17 protein-coding genes and 1 riboswitch are annotated in these 16445 nt (G+C 72.6%); of the genes, 12 read left to right on the forward strand and 5 right to left on the reverse strand.

Annotated elements, in window-relative coordinates; genetic code table 11:
• The 6 genes from AB0M52_RS15660 to AB0M52_RS15685 form a co-directional block, all read left to right on the forward strand.
• Positions 1-957 (forward strand): PhoH family protein (locus AB0M52_RS15660; RefSeq protein WP_363953717.1); only part of this gene is annotated, 957 nt, incomplete at its 5' end.
• Positions 958-972: 15 nt separating this feature from the next.
• The gene (gene ybeY, locus AB0M52_RS15665; protein ID WP_363953719.1) at positions 973-1446 is read left to right on the forward strand and encodes an rRNA maturation RNase YbeY; all 474 of its coding nucleotides are present in this window, start codon (positions 973-975) and stop codon (positions 1444-1446) included.
• Complete coding sequence (locus tag AB0M52_RS15670; RefSeq protein ID WP_363953745.1) at positions 1422-2828, forward strand: hemolysin family protein; 1407 nt, start codon at positions 1422-1424, stop codon at positions 2826-2828. The genes ybeY and AB0M52_RS15670 overlap by 25 nt, the downstream gene beginning before the upstream one ends.
• The gene (locus tag AB0M52_RS15675; RefSeq protein WP_363953721.1) at positions 2821-3195 is read left to right on the forward strand and encodes a cytidine deaminase; all 375 of its coding nucleotides are present in this window, start codon (positions 2821-2823) and stop codon (positions 3193-3195) included. Before AB0M52_RS15670 ends, AB0M52_RS15675 begins: the two co-directional genes overlap by 8 nt.
• A complete protein-coding gene (gene era, locus AB0M52_RS15680; RefSeq protein WP_363953723.1) occupies positions 3192-4088 on the forward strand; it encodes a GTPase Era in 897 nt (298 codons plus the stop codon). Before AB0M52_RS15675 ends, era begins: the two co-directional genes overlap by 4 nt.
• 180 nt (positions 4089-4268) lie before the next feature.
• Positions 4269-5582, forward strand: coding sequence for an acyltransferase family protein (locus AB0M52_RS15685; protein WP_363953725.1), 1314 nt, complete (start codon positions 4269-4271; stop codon positions 5580-5582).
• Here AB0M52_RS15685 and AB0M52_RS15690 read toward each other — a convergent pair.
• Positions 5569-6381 (reverse strand): DUF4097 family beta strand repeat-containing protein, encoded by an 813-nt coding sequence (locus AB0M52_RS15690; RefSeq protein ID WP_363953727.1) that lies wholly within the window; start codon positions 6379-6381, stop codon positions 5569-5571. The genes AB0M52_RS15685 and AB0M52_RS15690 overlap by 14 nt on opposite strands.
• Positions 6382-6507: 126 nt before the next feature.
• On the opposite strand from AB0M52_RS15690, the gene recO reads away from it, so the two are divergent.
• The 3 genes from recO (at position 6508) to AB0M52_RS15705 (ending at position 8457) form a co-directional block, all read left to right on the forward strand.
• Positions 6508-7353, forward strand: a complete 846-nt coding sequence (recO, locus tag AB0M52_RS15695) for a DNA repair protein RecO (protein WP_363953729.1) — start codon at positions 6508-6510, stop codon at positions 7351-7353.
• A 75-nt stretch (positions 7354-7428) separates the two neighbouring features.
• Positions 7429-8214, forward strand: a complete 786-nt coding sequence (locus tag AB0M52_RS15700) for an isoprenyl transferase (protein WP_363953747.1) — start codon at positions 7429-7431, stop codon at positions 8212-8214.
• A 57-nt stretch (positions 8215-8271) separates the two neighbouring features.
• On the forward strand, positions 8272-8457 hold the full coding sequence (locus AB0M52_RS15705; RefSeq protein WP_363953731.1) for a hypothetical protein: 186 nt from the start codon (positions 8272-8274) through the stop codon (positions 8455-8457).
• 164 nt (positions 8458-8621) lie between these two features.
• On the opposite strand, the gene gndA is transcribed toward AB0M52_RS15705, so the two are convergent.
• Complete coding sequence (gndA, locus tag AB0M52_RS15710; RefSeq protein ID WP_363953733.1) at positions 8622-10067, reverse strand: NADP-dependent phosphogluconate dehydrogenase; 1446 nt, start codon at positions 10065-10067, stop codon at positions 8622-8624.
• A gap of 409 nt (positions 10068-10476) precedes the next feature.
• Between gndA and AB0M52_RS15715 the strand changes: the two genes are divergently transcribed.
• Positions 10477-10866, forward strand: a complete 390-nt coding sequence (locus AB0M52_RS15715; RefSeq protein ID WP_363953735.1) for a hypothetical protein — start codon at positions 10477-10479, stop codon at positions 10864-10866.
• A gap of 140 nt (positions 10867-11006) precedes the next feature.
• Here AB0M52_RS15715 and AB0M52_RS15720 read toward each other — a convergent pair whose 3' ends face one another.
• The 3 genes from AB0M52_RS15720 to AB0M52_RS15730 form a co-directional block, all read right to left on the reverse strand.
• Complete coding sequence (locus AB0M52_RS15720) at positions 11007-11807, reverse strand: energy-coupling factor transporter transmembrane component T (protein WP_363953737.1); 801 nt, start codon at positions 11805-11807, stop codon at positions 11007-11009.
• The gene (locus AB0M52_RS15725; protein ID WP_363953739.1) at positions 11804-13315 is read right to left on the reverse strand and encodes an ABC transporter ATP-binding protein; all 1512 of its coding nucleotides are present in this window, start codon (positions 13313-13315) and stop codon (positions 11804-11806) included. Before AB0M52_RS15725 ends, AB0M52_RS15720 begins: the two co-directional genes overlap by 4 nt.
• Before the next feature lie 138 nt (positions 13316-13453).
• On the reverse strand, positions 13454-14044 hold the full coding sequence (locus AB0M52_RS15730; protein WP_363953741.1) for an ECF transporter S component: 591 nt from the start codon (positions 14042-14044) through the stop codon (positions 13454-13456).
• A gap of 71 nt (positions 14045-14115) precedes the next feature.
• Positions 14116-14220: riboswitch (TPP riboswitch) on the reverse strand.
• Between the two features lie 335 nt (positions 14221-14555).
• Here AB0M52_RS15730 and AB0M52_RS15735 point away from each other — a divergent pair.
• Positions 14556-15497, forward strand: coding sequence for a permease (locus AB0M52_RS15735; RefSeq protein WP_199524023.1), 942 nt, complete (start codon positions 14556-14558; stop codon positions 15495-15497).
• Positions 15494-16297 carry a TIGR03943 family protein gene (locus tag AB0M52_RS15740; protein WP_363953743.1) on the forward strand — a complete coding sequence of 268 codons (804 nt, stop codon included), beginning with the start codon at positions 15494-15496 and terminating at the stop codon, positions 16295-16297. Before AB0M52_RS15735 ends, AB0M52_RS15740 begins: the two co-directional genes overlap by 4 nt.
• Positions 16298-16445 lie beyond the last annotated feature (148 nt).

Genomic DNA, 16445 nt, shown 5'->3' on the forward strand with positions numbered 1-16445 from the left:
CTGCGACTGGTCGAGCGCTCGGTGAACAGCGACGTGCACGTCCGAGGCAACGAGATCACCATTACCGGCGCTCCCGCCGACAACGCCCTCGCCGAGCGGATCTTCAGCGAACTGCTCGAACTCATCGAGAAAGGCGAGACCCTGACCACAGACGCCGTCCGGCGTACCGTCGGCATGCTCGAACAGGGCGGCACGGAGCGGCCCGCCGAGGTCCTGACGCTCAACATCCTCTCCCGTCGCGGGCGCACCATCCGTCCCAAGACGCTCGGGCAGAAGCGTTACGTCGACGCGATCGACGCGCACACCATCGTCTTCGGCATCGGCCCGGCCGGCACGGGCAAGACCTACCTCGCCATGGCGAAGGCGGTCCAGGCGTTGCAGGCCAAGCAGATCAACCGGATCATCCTGACCCGGCCGGCGGTCGAGGCGGGAGAGCGACTGGGCTTCCTGCCCGGCACGCTGAACGAGAAGATCGACCCGTACCTGCGTCCGCTCTACGACGCGCTGCACGACATGCTCGACCCCGAGACGATCCCGAAGCTGATGGCGGCGGGCACGATCGAGGTCGCCCCGCTGGCGTACATGCGCGGCCGGACGCTCAACGACGCGTTCATCATCCTCGACGAGGCGCAGAACACCACGCCCGAGCAGATGAAGATGTTCCTCACCCGGCTCGGCTTCGGTTCCAAGATCGTGGTCACCGGTGACGTCACCCAGGTGGACCTGCCGGGTGGCACGACCAGCGGCCTGCGCGTGGTCCGGGAGATCCTGGCCGGCGTCGAGGACGTGCACTTCGCGCAGCTGTCCAGCGCCGACGTGGTGCGGCACCGGCTGGTCGGGGAGATCGTCGACGCGTACGCCCGCTGGGACGCCGAGCGGGAGAACCAGCAGGCGCAGGGCGTGCACGCGGTGGCCGGGCGTAGTGCCCAGGGCAACCGCGCCGGCCGGCGCCGCTAGACCGGGGGAAGACAGTTGTCCATCGAGATCGCCAACGAGTCCGGTGTCGACGTCGACACCGACGCCGTGCTCGCCGTCGCCCGGCACGCGCTCGACGAGATGGGGGTCAACCCCCTCGCCGAGCTGTCCGTGCTGCTGGTCGACGTCGACTACATGACCGAGCTGAACCATCGCTGGATGGGCGGCGACGGCCCGACCGACGTGCTCGCCTTCCCCATGGACGAGGGCAGCGTCGACCACGGGCCGGGCGAGAACGCCGCCGCCGGTGGCGAGCCGGCCCTGCTCGGTGACATCGTGCTCTGCCCGGAGGTGGCCGCGAAGCAGGCGGCGACCGCCGGGCACAGTGCGGCCGACGAGCTGCACCTGCTCACCGTGCACGGCGTCCTGCACCTGCTCGGCTACGACCACGCGGAGCCGGAGGAGGAGCGGGAGATGTTCGGGCTCCAGGCCCGGCTGCTGGCCAGCTGGCGGTCGACCCGGTCCCGGTGATGGACACTCCGCTGGCCGCGGCCACCGCCGGCCTACCCGACCTGCAACTGCTCGTCTTCGCCGCCGGGCTGGTGGTGCTTGCCGGCCTGATCGCGATGACCGAGGCCGCCCTGGCCGCGGTCTCCCCGGCGCGCGCCGCCGAGCTGGCCCGGGACGGCACGCGAGGCGCGCGCACCCTCCAGACCGTCGCCGGTGACGTGGTCCGTCACCTCAACCTGCTGCTGCTGCTCCGGTTGCTCGCCGAGCTGACCGCCACCACGCTGGTGGCGCTCGTCGCGGTGGACACGTTCGGGGCGGGCTGGTGGGCTGCCCTGGTCACCGCCGGTGCGATGACCGTGGTCAGCTTCGTCGTGGTCGGCGTCGGTCCGCGTACCCTCGGCCGGCAGCACGCGTACGCGGTGGGCCGGACGGCCGCGCCGCTGGTCCGCTGGCTGGGTCGGGTGCTCAACCCGCTGGCGTCGCTGCTGATCCTGATCGGCAACGCGGTCACTCCGGGCCGGGGCTTCCGGGAGGGGCCGTTCGCCACCCAGGTCGAGCTGCGCGAGCTGGTCGACCTCGCCGAGCAACGGGGTGTGGTGGAGCACGGCGAACGGCAGATGATCCACTCGGTCTTCGCCCTCGGCGACACCATCGCCCGCGAGGTCATGGTGCCGCGTACCGAGATGGTGTGGATCGAGTCGGGCAAGACGCTGTCCCAGGCCCTCGCGCTGTTCCTGCGCTCCGGTTTCTCCCGGATCCCGGTGATCGGCGAGAGCGTCGACGACGTGCTCGGCGTGCTCTACCTCAAGGACCTCGTCCGACGTACCCAGGGCGGTGCCGCGGAGGACCACCAGCTCCCGGTGGCCGAGCTGATGCGACCGGCGACGTTCGTGCCGGAGTCCAAGCCCGTCGACGACCTGCTGTCGGAGATGCAGGCCGCCCGCAACCACCTGGTCATCGTCGTCGACGAGTACGGTGGCACCGGCGGTCTGGTCACCATCGAGGACATCCTGGAGGAGATCGTCGGGGAGATCACCGACGAGTACGATGTCGAACGCCCGCCGGTCGAGCAACTGCCCGACGGCGCGGTGCGGGTCACCGCCCGGTTGCCGGTGGAGGATCTCGGCGAGCTGTTCGACACCGAGCTGCCGCACGACGAGGTGGAGACCGTGGGCGGTCTGCTCGCGCAGTCCCTGGGGCGGGTGCCGATCCCGGGCGCCCAGGTCGAGGTGGCCGGGTTGCGGCTGCTCGCCGAGGGCACCACCGGCCGGCGCAACCGGATCGACACCGTACTGGTGCGCCGGGTGGAACCGACCGACGCGCAGGACAGCCCGGGTGGCACGCCGACCGCCGCCCGGGGCGACACCGACCGATCCGAGGAGAGGCAACCCGCCGATGCCTGAGTCACCCGCCGTACCGGCCGCCCGGCCCAGCTCCGAGCTGAGTGCCGAGGACGGCAAGCTGGTCATCCTCGCCCGGGGAGCCCGGGGCAGGGTGGGCGCCGTGGAGGGCGCCGCGGTTCGGGACCAGGACGGCCGTACGTACGCGGCGGCCAGCGTGTCGCTGCCCTCGTTGACGATCACCGCGCTCCAGCTGGCGGTCGCCTCGGCGGCTGCGGCGGGCGCCACCCGGCTGGAGGCCGCCGCGGTGGTCACCGAGGCGTCCACCCTGGACGGTGCCGGCTACGCGGCCGTGCGCGACCTGGCCGCCGACGCGCCGGTCCACGTGGCCGCGCCGGACGGCACGCTGCTCGGCACGGTAACGTCGTGAGTGACCTGGGGCAGCGCCCGTACCGGGCCGGTTTCGCCTGTTTCGTCGGTCGACCCAACGCCGGCAAGTCCACGCTGACCAACGCGATCGTCGGGCAGAAGATCGCCATCACGTCGAACAAGCCGCAGACCACCCGGCACGTCATCCGGGCGGTGCTGCACCGGCCGGATTCGCAGCTGGTGCTGGTCGACACGCCTGGTCTGCACCGTCCGCGTACGCTGCTCGGCGAGCGGCTCAACGACCTGGTCCGGCAGACCTGGAGCGAGGTCGACGTGATCGGCCTGTGCATCCCCGCCGACGAGCCGATCGGCCGCGGCGACCGGTTCATCACCGGGGAGCTGGCCGAGCTGAAGGCGACCGTGCTGGCGGTGGTCACCAAGACCGACCTGGTCGATCGGAAGCGGCTCGCCGAGCAGTTGCTCGCCGTCAGCGAGCTGGGCGAGTTCGCAGAGGTGGTCCCGGTCAGCGCGGTCTCCGGGCACCAGGTGGACACCCTGGTCGAGGTGATGACGCGCTACCTGCCGGAGTCCCCGCAGCTGTACCCGGACGACATGCTCACCGACGACCCGGAGCAGGTGCTGGTCGCGGAGCTGATCCGGGAGGCGGCGCTGGAGGGGGTCCGGGACGAGCTGCCGCACTCCATCGCGGTCGTGGTGGAGGAGATGATCCCCGAGGGTCAGCTCACGAAGATCTACGCCGACGTGTACGTGGAGCGGCCCAGCCAGAAGGCGATCGTCATCGGGCACCGCGGCAGCCGACTCAAGGCGGTCGGCACCACCGCCCGGCGGCAGATCGAGGAGCTGCTGGGCACTCGGATCTACCTCGATCTGCACGTACGGGTGGCCAAGGACTGGCAGCGCGACCCGAAGCAGCTGCGCAAGCTCGGCTTCTGACCAGCCGGGCTGCCGGACGAGGCCGCCGAATCCGGACGCTTGGGCTCCTGACCGGCTGATCGGTACCGGTCAGGCATATGGGAAGTTTCACTATCCCGGTGGGTAGCTGGCCGTTTCACCGGCGGGCCCCGGAGGGTAGGGAGGGTACGGCCCCCTGCCCCCGGACACAGATGCAGGCTGATGCGAAACAGATACCTGGACCTGCTGCGCTTCCTGGCTATCGTGCGGGTCGTCGTCTATCACGTCACCGGCTGGGCCTCGCTGACATTGCTGTTCCCGGCGATGTCGGTGATGTTCGCCCTTGCCGGGTCGCTGATGGCGACGTCCCTGCACCGGTCCGGGCCCACGGCGGTCGGCCGGCGGCTGCGGCGGCTGCTGCCGTCGCTGTGGGTGCTGGCCGCGATCTTCGTGCCGGCGATGCTGCTCACCGGGCTGCCACTGACCCCCAAGGTGCTGCTCTGGCTCTTCCCGGTGTCCGACCCGCCGGCGAACTACTGGGGTGCGCTGGCGCTGAGCCCGATCTGGTACCTGCGGGACTACCTCTGGTTCGTGCTGGCGTCCCCGGTAGCCCTCTGGCTGTTCCGGCGGTTCCCGCTGCCCACCCTGCTCGCCCCGTACTGCCTGCTGCTGGCGATCGAGCTGGGCATCTACCCGAACGCACCTGGTGTGCTGCGGGAGTTCGGCCTCTACTTCGGCGCGTGGTTGCTGGGCTTCGCCCATCAGGCCGGGATGCTGCGCCGCCTGGCCAACCGGGTCCTGGTGCCGATCGTGCTCGTCCTCGCGGCGATCGGCGGTGCCTGGATCCTGGCCCATCCCGGCCCGCGCGGCTACGACCTGAACGACAATCCGCTCGGCAACGCCCTCTGGTCGGCCGCGTTCATCCTGGTGGCGCTCGGTCGGGCCCCGTCGACTGCGGACTGGGTGGACCGTAACGCGCTGGTCGGCCGCGCGGTCACCGTGCTGAACCGCCGGGCGCTGACCGTCTACCTGTGGCACATGGCGTTCGTGGTCGCGCTCACTCCGCTGGTGGACGTGGTCGGCTGGTCGCACCAGGACCCGCTGGGCCTGGCGGTCCGGATCGCGTTGGTCTTCCTGCTGGTGGGTGTGGTGACCGCACTGGTCGGCTGGGTCGAGGACGTGGCGGCGCAGCGCCGGCCCGAGCTGATCCCCGGCGGACGCCGCCCGACGGCGCCCACCCCACGTTCAGAGTCGGTCTCGGCCGACGTCCCGGCCCGCGACGCGTCCGCGAAACCGGGTGGGTCGCCGGCTGGTGCCGGCCGTTTCGGCGATCACCGGGCGGCGTCCGCCGGGGAGCAGCCGGCCGGTGCGGGCCGCTTGGGCGATGAGCAGCCGGTCGGGGCCGGTCGCTCCGTCCGGGTGCAGCCCGTCGGGGCCGGCCGGTCCGCCGGTCCGTCGGCCGGTCGGGCACCCGAGCGTCGCGAGGACGCCGTACCGGGTCAGCGCGGCCGGGGCAGCGAGGTCAGCGCGAGGTGACGGTGATGTTGCCGCTGCCGGTGCGGACGTCGATCACGAGCGCGGCGGACGGATCGTCCTGCACACCCAGCTCGACCTGACCGGAGCCGGCCCCGGAGCGCACCTGGTACGCGCCGGCCGGCACGGTCAGCTCGACGTCGCCGCTCGACGCGTGCGCCCGGGCGGAGGCAGGCCGGTCCAGCTCGACGGTGACGTTGCCGGACCTGGACTGCACGTCCGTCTCGCCGCCGAGCCGGGTTGCGGTGATGTCGCCGGACGCGGCCCGGAGCACGACGGGCGTGGGCACGTCGTACACCTCGATGTTGCCGGAGCCGGTCTCCACCCGGACCGGCCCGGCGGCGCCGGCCACCCGGACATCGCCCGAACCGACCTTGACGTCCACCTGGCCGACCCGGCTCAGGTCGACGTTGCCGGAGCCCGTCTCGCCCTGGACGCTGACTCCCTCGCCGGTGATGATCTCGTACGAGACGCTGCACCGGCTGCCGCACGAGGTGTCCAGCACCAGTTCCGCGCCCTTGATCTCGTACGTCGGCCCCGGCTGACCGCCCTGGTAGCGCACCACCCTCTTGACCCGTACGCCGTCCGCGCCGCCGTCGGCCCGGACGACCACGTCGCCGGAGCCGGGCAGAACCCGGATCGCGGTGATCCGAGCGGACTCGGTGGTGTCGTAGTCGAGCCGGCTGAAGGAGAGGTTGTCACACCCGGCGAGGACGATCAGGGTGGCAGCCGCGGCGATCGCAATGCTGGTCCGGTGCGCCGTGCTGGTCCGGCGCGTAGCGGTGGTCCGGTGCAGAGCCATGCCGAGCACGCTACGACCGGTGCCGGCGAATGCGCATCCGGGTTCGCCGGCACCGTGACCCGGAGCAGACCCTGAAATCCGACCCGGGGTGAGACCTGACTTCCGGCCGGGAGGGAGAATGAGGCGATGGCCGGGTACCGCCGACAGCTCTACCGCGACGACGCGGTGGTGCTGCGCGTACAGAAACTCGGCGAGTCGGACCGGATCATCACCCTGCTCACCCGGCGGCACGGCCGGCTGCGCGCGGTCGCCCGGGGAGTACGCCGGACCACCTCCAAGTTCGGTGCCCGGCTGGAGCCGTTCGGCCACGTCGACCTCCAGCTCGCCGGCGACCCCAAGGGCGAGCTGGGCAGTTCGCTGCACAGCGTCAGCCAGGTCGAGGGGATCGACCTGTACGGCAAGCGGTTCCTCGGCGACTATCCCCGCTACACCGCGGCCAGCGCGATCGCCGAGACCGCCGAACGACTCACCCCGGTGGAGCGGGAGCCGTCGCTGCGGCTGTTCCAGCTCACCCTGGGGGCGATGCGGGCCCTCGCCGAGGGCAGCCACGCCACCACCCTGGTGCTCGACGCGTACCTGCTGCGCGGCATGACCCTGGCGGGCTGGGCGCCGGCGCTGACCGCCTGCGCGGTCTGCGGCACCCCCGGGCAGCACCGGGCCTTCTCCGTACCGGCCGGCGGCGCGGTCTGCCCGGACTGCCGGCCACCCGGCGCCGCCCACCCGGCCCCGGCCACCATCGACCTGATGTCGGCGCTGGTCAGCGGCGACTGGCGGATCGCCGACGCGACTGAGAACGGGGTACGCCGGGAGTGCAGCGGGCTGGTCGCGGCGCACCTTCAATGGCACCTGGAGCGCGCGCTACGCTCGCTGCCGCTGGTCGACCGGGGCGGCCCGGCGCCCGGCACGGTCCGGTCACCCGGTGGCGTGGCCGGTGCGGTCCCGCCGCCGCGCGGCGCGGCCGGCGAGGGCTGACGCCGTCCGGCGTCGCAGGATGTGAGCAGGGAGAACCGAGTGATCCGATCCACCAGGGCCGGCCGGCGTCAGCCGGTGCCGCCGACACCGCACCGGTCGGGTGCCCGACCGCCGGCGCTGCCGTCGGGGGCGGTGCCCCAGCACGTCGCCGTGGTGATGGACGGCAACGGCCGGTGGGCCAAGGAGCGCGGGCTGCCCCGCACCAAGGGGCACGAGGCGGGGGAGTTCTCCCTCTTCGACACCGTCGAGGGCGCCATCGAGCTGGGCATTCCCTACCTGTCGGCGTACGCCTTCTCCACCGAGAACTGGCGGCGCTCGCCGGACGAGGTGCGGTTCCTGATGGGCTTCAACCGGGACGTCATCCGCCGCCGCCGTGATCAGCTGGTCGACCTCGGGGTGCGGGTGGTGTGGTCCGGCCGGGCCGGGCGGCTGTGGAAGAGCGTCATCTCGGAGTTGCAGACCGCCGAGGAGATGTCCCGGGGCAACTCGACGCTGACCCTGCAGTTCTGCGTCAACTACGGCGGGCAGGCGGAGATCGCCGACGCCGCCGCCGCGATCGCCCGGGACGTGGCCGCTGGCCGGCTCGACCCGGCGAAGGTCACCGAGAAGACCATCGGGCGCTACCTCTACCACCCCGAGGTGCCCGAGGTGGACCTGTTCCTGCGGCCCTCCGGCGAGCAGCGGACGTCGAACTTCCTGCTCTGGCAGAGCGCGTACGCCGAGCTGGTCTTCCTGGACACGCTCTGGCCCGACTTCGACCGCCGCCACCTGTGGTACGCCTGCGAGCTGTACGCCCAGCGGGACCGTCGCTTCGGTGGCGCGTTGCCCAACCCGGTGGCGCCGACCACCCTGAACGCTTAGCGGCTGGCCGGGCTGGGTATTACCCTGCGCAGCAGCCACTGACGGAGGTGAACCCACATGATCCGCAAGCGTGTTGCCCAGTGGGCGGTGATGGCCGTGGCGATTCCGTTGGCGGCAGCCGGCGCCCGCCGGCTCAGCCATTCACTGGAGGCGCGGCGCGGCCCGTCCCGGGCCAGCCGCATGCTCACCCGCGGTGCCGACCTGATCCGCCCCCACCAGGCCCGCCGCCGCCGCTTCTTCTGACCCCGCTTCCCTTCCTGACCCCGCTCTCCCTAACCCCACGACGCGCCCTGCCGCCAACGGCAGGGCGCGTCACCTTGTCGATCATGCAGTTGTGGTGCCTGACAAAGGGGTCGTACCGGGCTGAGACGGTCACCACAACTGCATGATCGGCGGAGCGGGGAGGGTCAGGCGCCGACCTCGGGGCGGTCGGGGGTGGCCCAGAGGGTGTGGAAGGAGCCGTCGCGGTCGGTGCGACGGTAGGTGTGCGCGCCGAAGTTGTCGCGGAGGCCCTGGATGAGGGCGGCGGGGAGGCGCTCCGCGCGCAGCGCGTCGAAGTAGGCCAGCGAGGAGGCGAAGGCGGGTGCTGGGACGCCGGCCTTGGCGGCCTCGGCCACCACTCGTCGCCAACTCGGCACGCCGTCGCGCACGGTGTCGGCGAACCACGGCGCCACCAGCAGGGTGGGCAGCTCCGGCTGGTCGTCGTACGCCTGCCGGATGCGGTCCAGGAAGCGGGCCCGGATGATGCAGCCGCCCCGCCAGATGGTCGCCGTACCACCCAGGTCGACGCCCCAGTCGTACTCGGCGCTGCCGGCGCGGATCTGGTCGAAGCCTTGGGCGTACGCGACGATCTTGGAGGCCAGCAGCGCGCGCCGTACGTCCTCGATGAACGTCTCGCGGTCGCTGACCTGCCACTTCTCCCCGGCGCCCGGGAAGGCCCGCGCTGCGGCCTCGCGCTGGTCGACGTGCCCGGACAGCGATCGGGCGAAGGTCGCCTCGGCGATTCCGGTGATCGGCACGCCGAGGTCGAGCGCGCTCTGCACGGTCCACCGGCCGGTGCCCTTCTGCTCGGCCCGGTCCTGCACCACGTCCACGAACGCCCGCCCGGTGGCGGCGTCGGTGTGCGCCAGCACGTCGGCCGTGATCTCGATCAGGAATGACTCCAGCTCGCCGGAGTTCCACTCCCGGAAGATCTCCGCGATCTGCGCCGGCTCCGCACCCAGCCCGGCCCGCAACAGGTCGTACGCCTCGGCGATGAGCTGCATGTCGGCGTACTCGATGCCGTTGTGGACCATCTTCACGAAGTGCCCGGCGCCGTCCGGCCCGATGTGCCGGCAGCAGGGTACGCCGTCGATCTGCGCGGCGATCTTCTCGAAGATCGGACCGAGCTTGCGGTACGACTCGGCGGAGCCGCCCGGCATGATGCTCGGCCCCCACAGCGCGCCCTCCTCGCCACCGGAGACGCCGGTGCCGACGAAGTGCAGTCCCTTGTCCCGCAGCGCCTCTTCCCGACGGCGGGTGTCGGCGAAGTGCGCGTTGCCGCAGTCGATGATGATGTCGCCCGCCGCCAGCAACGGCACCAGCTCGTCGATCACCGCGTCGGTGGGTCCCCCCGCCTTCACCATGATGATCACCGCGCGGGGGCGCTCCAGCGCGGCGACGAAGTCCGCGAGGGACTCCGCCGGAACGAAGGTGCCCTCGTCGCCGTGCTCCGCCACCAGCGACCGGGTCCGCTCCGGCGAGCGGTTGTGCACCGCCACGGTGAACCCGTTGCGGGCCAGGTTCCGGGCCAGGTTCCGGCCCATCACCGCCAGCCCGGTCACACCGATCTGCGCCGTAGCCCGATCCGCCATCCTCGTCGCCACCTTCCGCCGTCGACCTGTAGTGCTGCGACGGTATCGCGGGCGGCGGCGATCCGCGCCGTCCGTCCCACGGCTGGTCACCGCCGCGTCGCGCCCCGCTCGGTGTGCCGGCCGGCGCTGGCCGGAATTCGGGTGCGCCTGACCTCGTCCAGGGGTAACGTGCGGGGCATGCGCTACTGACGCCCGCTTCATCGAGCCCGGTCCGCCGCCCATGCTGCCGCGGACCTGTCCGCTCCCGGGCGTCCGCGCGTGCCACCTGCCGTCGTGTCGACGGCGTGTCCTCCGTGGTCGCTCCGGGGCAGCCGTTCCGAATCCGTCCGACCGCCGTTCGATGCCGGCGGTCACCAGACGCGGCGGCTCTGCGGCCGTACGCCGCCATCCGCCGAGCGAGGAGGCCCCGATGCCTGCCAGCCGTAAGTCCAGGAAATCCCGTGCCACCAGCCTTCCCGAGCTGACGCCGGCCGATCTCGCCAAAGCCACGGCGACCGACCAGCCCGGGTCACCGGTGGCGCTGACGTCCCCGGTGAGGCTCACGCCGCCGGAGTCGCCGATCGGGCTCACTCCGCCCGTGTTGCCGGTCGGGCTGACGCCGCCGGTGGGGCAGCTCGCGTCGCCGGTCGACCGGGTGCCGGTCGAACCGGACGCGGCGGTGCCGGACCGCGGTGCGGTGCCGGAGGAGCGGGTCGTCCCGCCGAAGGCCGGTCCGCCGTCGGGTCGTGGCAAGGGGATCAGCTCCGGCCGCCCACAGCGGGCCGGACAGGCCCGCCAGTACGCCTTCCGGCGCAGCTGACCGACCTTCGTAAGTGGATAGTTCTGGCTGTGGGTACATCTGTGGTCGTCCTGACGACAACAGATGTACCCACGTTCCGTCGGCGGCAGCAGCGGCGCGACCCGGGCACCGCGCGGGTCGCATCGGTGTCTGCCGGCGGCTCAGCTGATGAGCGGGCGGAAGGTGCCGAGTGCGACGCTGACCGCGAGCGCGGCGCTGGCGAGTGCCGTCGCGCCGACGACCAGCACCCAGTCGGCCGGGCCGAACCGCTGACGACGGGCGAAGGTGCGGGGGACACCGGCGTCGAAGCCACGCGCGTCCATCGCCACCGCCAGCCGGGTACCCCGCCGGATCGCGCCGACCAGCAGGGTGAAGGCGGTCGAGACGAACAACCGCAGCCGGGCCACCGGATTGCGGCCCGCCTCCACGCCCCGCGCCCGGCGGGCCATGGCGATCATCTCCCACTCCTGCCCGAGCAGCGGCACCAACCGGAACGCCGCCAGCGCGCCGATCGCGAACCGGGCCGGTGCCTTGGCGTTCTGCACCAGTGCGTCGGCCAGATCGGTGGGGTCGGTGGTGGCGAAGACGATCACCCCGGGCAGGGCCACCGCGAACAGCCGCAGCACCATGCCCAGCGCGGTGACCAACACCCCCGAGGTCACCACGACCGGACCCGCGTCGAGCAGCAGGCGTCCCGACCGGTCGCCGGCGAAGAGCACCAGGGTGACCAGTACGCCGCCGGCGGCGGCCAGCAGCGGCCAGGCCCGGCGTGCCAGTGCCCGGGGGCGCAGGCCGAACAGCGGCAGCACGGCCAGTTCCACGGCGATCGCGATGGCCGGCGCGACCGGATCCAGGGTGGCCATCAGCGGGAACGCGAACAGCAGCGCCGCCGCGAGCTTGGCCACCGGATTGCGCCGGGCCAGCGGCGCGTCCGGGCGGGCGATCGGTTCCAGGCTGATCATCGTTGCTCCATTGCGGCGCCCGCGACCGCATCGCTCTCGGCGCCGACCGGTACGCCGGGTACGGCGCTCGGGGCTGCGGTGCCGCCGGGGGGCGGGGGGCGGTCCAGGGTCAGGGTGCGGTCGGCCAGCGCGGCCACGAACTCTGCGTCGTGGGTCACCGTGACCAGGCCGTGGCCGGCGTCGCGCAGCTCCGCGAAGAGGTCCACCAGCTCCCGCCAGGTGCGCCGGTCCTGACCGAAGGTCGGCTCGTCGCAGATGAGCAGGCGGGGCGCGGTGGCCAGGGCGGTCGCCACGCTCAGCCGCCGCGCCTCCCCTCCGGAGAGGGTGTACGGGTTGGCCGCGGCGAGCTTGGTCAGCCGTAGCCGTTGCAGCAGCGGGTCGACGCGGTCGCGGACCGCCGCCTCGGACGCCCCGGCACGCCGCGGACCGAGTGCCAGCTCGTCGAAGACGGTGCTGGTCACGAACTGGTGCTCGGGGTCCTGGAACACCGAGCCGATCCGGCCGGCCAGCGCGGGTGCGCGCCATCGGTGCGGGGGAGTGCGGGTGTCGGCCCCGGCCAGGCCGGAGCTCGCCACCAGCCGCCCGGCACCCGGCTTGAGCAGCCCGCCGAGCAGCAACGCGAGGGTGGACTTGCCGGCGCCGTTCGGGCCGAGCACCGCGAGCGCCTCACCGGCGCGTACGGTCAGGTCGGTGGTGGCCAGCCGGGGTGGCCGGCCGAGCCGGTCCGCGGTGAGCAGCACCTCGCCGGCCGGTGCGGCGGCCCGGCGTGGGGGCATCTCCCGGCCGGGCACCCAGACTCCCTCGGCGGCGAGCGCGGCACCGTGGGTGGCGAAGACGCTCTCCGGCGGCCCGTCGGCGCGTACGCCGCCACCGGGTTCGAGCACCACCACCCGGTCGACCAGGGGCAGCGCCTCGGCGACCCGGTGCTCGACCAGGATCAGTGTGGTGTCGGCGTGCACCGCCCGCGCGACCGCCGCGCGGACCAGGGCGGCCCCGGCCGGGTCGAGGTTGGCGGTGGGCTCGTCGAGCAGCAGCAGGCCGGGGCGCAGGGCGAGCACGCCGGCCAGCGCGAGTCGCTGCTGTTCGCCGCCGGAGAGCGCCGCGGTGGGCCGGTCCCGGTGGTACGGGAAGCCGACCCGGCTCAGCGCCTCGTCGACTCTCGGCCAGATCTCGCCGGCCGGTACGCCCCGGTTCTCCAGCCCGAACGCCACGTCGTCGCCGCAGCGGGCCATGACGAGCTGGGACTGCGGATCCTGGAAGACGATGCCGACCCGCTCCCGGGCCTCGGCCGGCGGCCGGCCGTCGATCTCGACGGTGCCCTCCTGCTCGCCGGAGTCCTCGGGCAGCAGCCCGGCCAGCGCGGCCAGTAGCGTGCTCTTGCCGGCCCCGGAGGGCCCGAGCAGCAGCACCCGCTCACCGCACGCCACCCGCAGGTCCACCCCGCGTACGGCCCAGGCCCGCCGCCCGGCGTGCCGCCACCCAAACCCCCGCAGCGTCACCCCGTCCACATCACCACCCCCTGCCCAACTCCTCCCGCCCGACCACCACCACTCGCCCCGCACCCCCGGTTGATCATGAAGTTGGCGGGCGATCTGGAGATCGAAATGCCGGCCAAGTTCATGATCAACGCGAGGGGGCGGGTGCGGTCAGATGAGGGCGCGGTCGCGGCCGGCGGGGAAGCGGTCCAGGACGCCGGTGCGGGCCAGGGCGCCGGTGAGGGCGTACGCGCCGGCGCCGGCGATCACGGTGGCGCTGAGCACGGTGAGCAGCGCGTAGGGGATCCGGTAGCTGGTCAGTGCGTACGGGGTGTTCCAGACGAAAAAGTCGAACAACGCGGCGCCGAGACCGGTCAACGCGCCGGCCAGCAACGCGGTCGGTAGCCGGAACGAGCGGTACCGGAAGGCGGCGAAGGCCAGCTCGGCGCCGAGGCCCTGGATGAGGCCCTGGACGATGGTGATGCCACCCCACTCAGAGCCCAGCAGCGCGGAGATGGTCGCCGCGACCGCCTCGCAGAACAGCGCGGCACCCGGCTTGCGGATCACCAGGCCGCCGAGCACCGCCGGGACCAGCCAGACGCCGTACATGACGGCCTGGCTGGCCGGAAAGAACGCGAAGGCCGGGTCGGCCGCCCGCCAGAGCAGTCCCCAGGCCCAGAAGATGACGCCGAAACTGACGGCGATCACCGCGGCCACCACGATGTCGATCGTGCGCCACCGGTTGGTGGTCGGTTGGTTCATGGTTTGCTCCCAGTCCATTGTCGAACCAGGAGAAGACGCACGCCCCGCCCGGCGTCGCCGGACAAAGGCGGGCTGGAGGTGGACCGAACTCCCTGCGCTGGCATTACCCAGATCAGGTTCGAGGGTCTGCGGGCGAACCCGCACTCTCAGCGCTGTGCGCTCCCCTGTCGGAGGTGAAGTTGTCTCGCCGACGCTAACACCTCGGAAGATCAACAGGCAACGTGATCTTCGCAGGTCATGTGTGGTGTTCACGTCCGGCGCGGCGGCGGTGCCAGCGGATATCGGCGACCCGCCCACTTCCGTGAATCCATCGACGCCACCGAACCCGGACGGTAGTCTCAGGCCGCGATCCGGACGGGCCGAAGGGCGAGAGGTGACCGCGAACACGGACCAGGCCGCACCAGCCGGCGAACCGGAGGACCAACCAACGGGCGCGGTGGGCGTCGCGACAGAGGTACGCGAGCCGGCACCGACCGGTGGCGAGTCGCCCCGGCGGTGGCTCGGCGACCGGATCGGCTCGGTGGAGGTCCTGGCGGCGCTGCTGATCCTGCTGATCATCTTCCGGGATCCGCTGGCCGCCGCGCTGGACGATCCCCGCCTGCAGACCTGGACCACCGTCTTCGTCTCGATCATGGTGCAGGCGGTGCCGTTCCTGGTGTTCGGGGTGCTGCTCTCCGCCGTGATCGCGGTCTTCGTACCCCGGTCGTTCTGGGCCAGGGCGCTGCCCCGGCACCCGGCCCTCGCGGTGCCGGCGGCCAGCGCGGCCGGGGTGGTGCTGCCCGGCTGCGAGTGCGGGTCGGTGCCGATCGCGGGTTCGCTGATCCGGCGGGGCGTCACGCCCGCCGCGGCGCTGGCCTTCCTGCTCGCCGCCCCGGCGGTCAACCCGATCGTGCTCACCGCCACGGCGGTCGCCTTCCCGAACAACCCCGAGATGGTCCTCGCGCGCGGCCTCGCCAGCCTGGTCGTCGCCATGGTCATGGGCTGGCTCTGGCTGCGCCTCGGCCGTACCGAGTGGATCAGGATGCCGCGCCGGCCGGAGCTGGACGACGCCTCGCGTGGCCGGGCCTTCTGGGCCGCCGTCCGGCACGACGTGACGCACGCCGGCGGTTTCCTGGTGCTCGGCGCGATGGCCGCCGCCAGCATCAACGTGCTGGTCCCGGAGCGGTGGTTGCAGACCCTCGCCGACAACGCCTGGCTGTCGATCCTGGCCCTGGCGCTGCTCGCCGTACTGCTCTCGCTCTGCTCGGAGGCGGACGCCTTCGTCGCGGCCTCGCTGTCGCAGTTCTCCCTCACGTCCCGACTGGTCTTCCTGGTGGTGGGGCCGATGGTCGACCTCAAGCTGATCGCGATGCAGGCCGGCGTCTTCGGCCGCCGGTTCGCCCTCCGGTTCGCGCCGACCACCTTCGCGGTGGCCCTGCTGGTCGCCGCCGGGGTCGGGGCGGTGCTGCTGTGAACCGGCAGGCGCAGGCGGTGGTCCTGCTGCTGCTCGGCGGCGCGGTGATCCGGGCCAGCATCACCGACCTCTACCTGCGCTACGTGAAGGAGGGGCTGCGTCCCTTCCTGATCGCCGCCGGCCTGCTGCTGGTGGTCGCCGCGATCATGACCCTGTGGTACGAGCTACGCCCGGCCGTCCCCCGCCCACTCGCCCGGCCCGCCAGCGGCCCGGCGCGCGGCGACTCAGCTGGCAGCGGCCTGGCGGACGGCTCCGGCGAGGCCCCGATGGGCGGCCCGGCCGGCCACGACGGGCACGGCCACCACGAGCCGCGGATCGGCTGGCTGCTCATCCTGCCGGTGCTCGGCCTGCTGCTGGTCGCCCCGCCGGCCCTCGGGTCGTACGCGGCGAGTCAGGCCGGCACCGCGCTGAGCGCCCAGCAACAGTCGGACTACCCGCCGCTGCCCGAGGGCGACCCGGTCTCCGTCAGCGTGCTCGACTACGCCTCCCGGGCGCTGTTCGACCGGGGTGCCTCGATCGGCGACCGGCGGGTGCTGCTCACCGGCTTCATCGCCACCGGCCCCGACGGTCAGCCGATCCTGGCCCGGATGGTGCTGTCCTGCTGCGCCGCCGACGGCCGGCCGATCAAACTCGGGCTGAGCGGCGACGTACCGACGGGGTTGCCGAACGACAGCTGGGTCGAGGTGACCGGTCGCTACACCGACCGGCTCGGCCGCGACCCGGTCAACGACGCCGAGATCCCCTACCTGGAGGTCGAGTCCTGGCGCCAAATCCCCACCCCCAAAAACCAGTACCAGTAACCCGACGCCCTCGGCAGGTCCCGCCCTGTTGATCATGAAGTTGGCGGGCGGTTTGATCTCCGAAGCACCCAGCGGTGCAGTGCCCGGCCGGCGGCCACCAGCACCTCCCAGACCAGCCGCACGGGCAGCACCACCACCAGCGCGATCC

The sequence above is a fragment of the Micromonospora sp. NPDC051296 genome (assembly GCF_040682255.1).
Lineage (GTDB): Bacteria > Actinomycetota > Actinomycetes > Mycobacteriales > Micromonosporaceae > Micromonospora > Micromonospora craterilacus.

What these genes read in the sequence shown, in the direction of transcription:
- AB0M52_RS15675 (WP_363953721.1), top strand. Translation starts at nt 2,821, where the DNA reads ATGCCTGAGTCACCCGCCGTACCGGCCGCCCGGCCCAGCTCCGAGCTG.
- AB0M52_RS15685 (WP_363953725.1), top strand. Translation starts at nt 4,269, where the DNA reads ATGCGAAACAGATACCTGGACCTGCTGCGCTTCCTGGCTATCGTGCGG.
- AB0M52_RS15690 (WP_363953727.1), bottom strand. Translation starts at nt 6,381, where the DNA reads ATGGCTCTGCACCGGACCACCGCTACGCGCCGGACCAGCACGGCGCAC.
- recO (WP_363953729.1), top strand. Translation starts at nt 6,508, where the DNA reads ATGGCCGGGTACCGCCGACAGCTCTACCGCGACGACGCGGTGGTGCTG.
- AB0M52_RS15705 (WP_363953731.1), top strand. Translation starts at nt 8,272, where the DNA reads ATGATCCGCAAGCGTGTTGCCCAGTGGGCGGTGATGGCCGTGGCGATT.
- gndA (WP_363953733.1), bottom strand. Translation starts at nt 10,067, where the DNA reads ATGGCGGATCGGGCTACGGCGCAGATCGGTGTGACCGGGCTGGCGGTG.
- AB0M52_RS15715 (WP_363953735.1), top strand. Translation starts at nt 10,477, where the DNA reads ATGCCTGCCAGCCGTAAGTCCAGGAAATCCCGTGCCACCAGCCTTCCC.
- AB0M52_RS15720 (WP_363953737.1), bottom strand. Translation starts at nt 11,807, where the DNA reads ATGATCAGCCTGGAACCGATCGCCCGCCCGGACGCGCCGCTGGCCCGG.
- AB0M52_RS15730 (WP_363953741.1), bottom strand. Translation starts at nt 14,044, where the DNA reads ATGAACCAACCGACCACCAACCGGTGGCGCACGATCGACATCGTGGTG.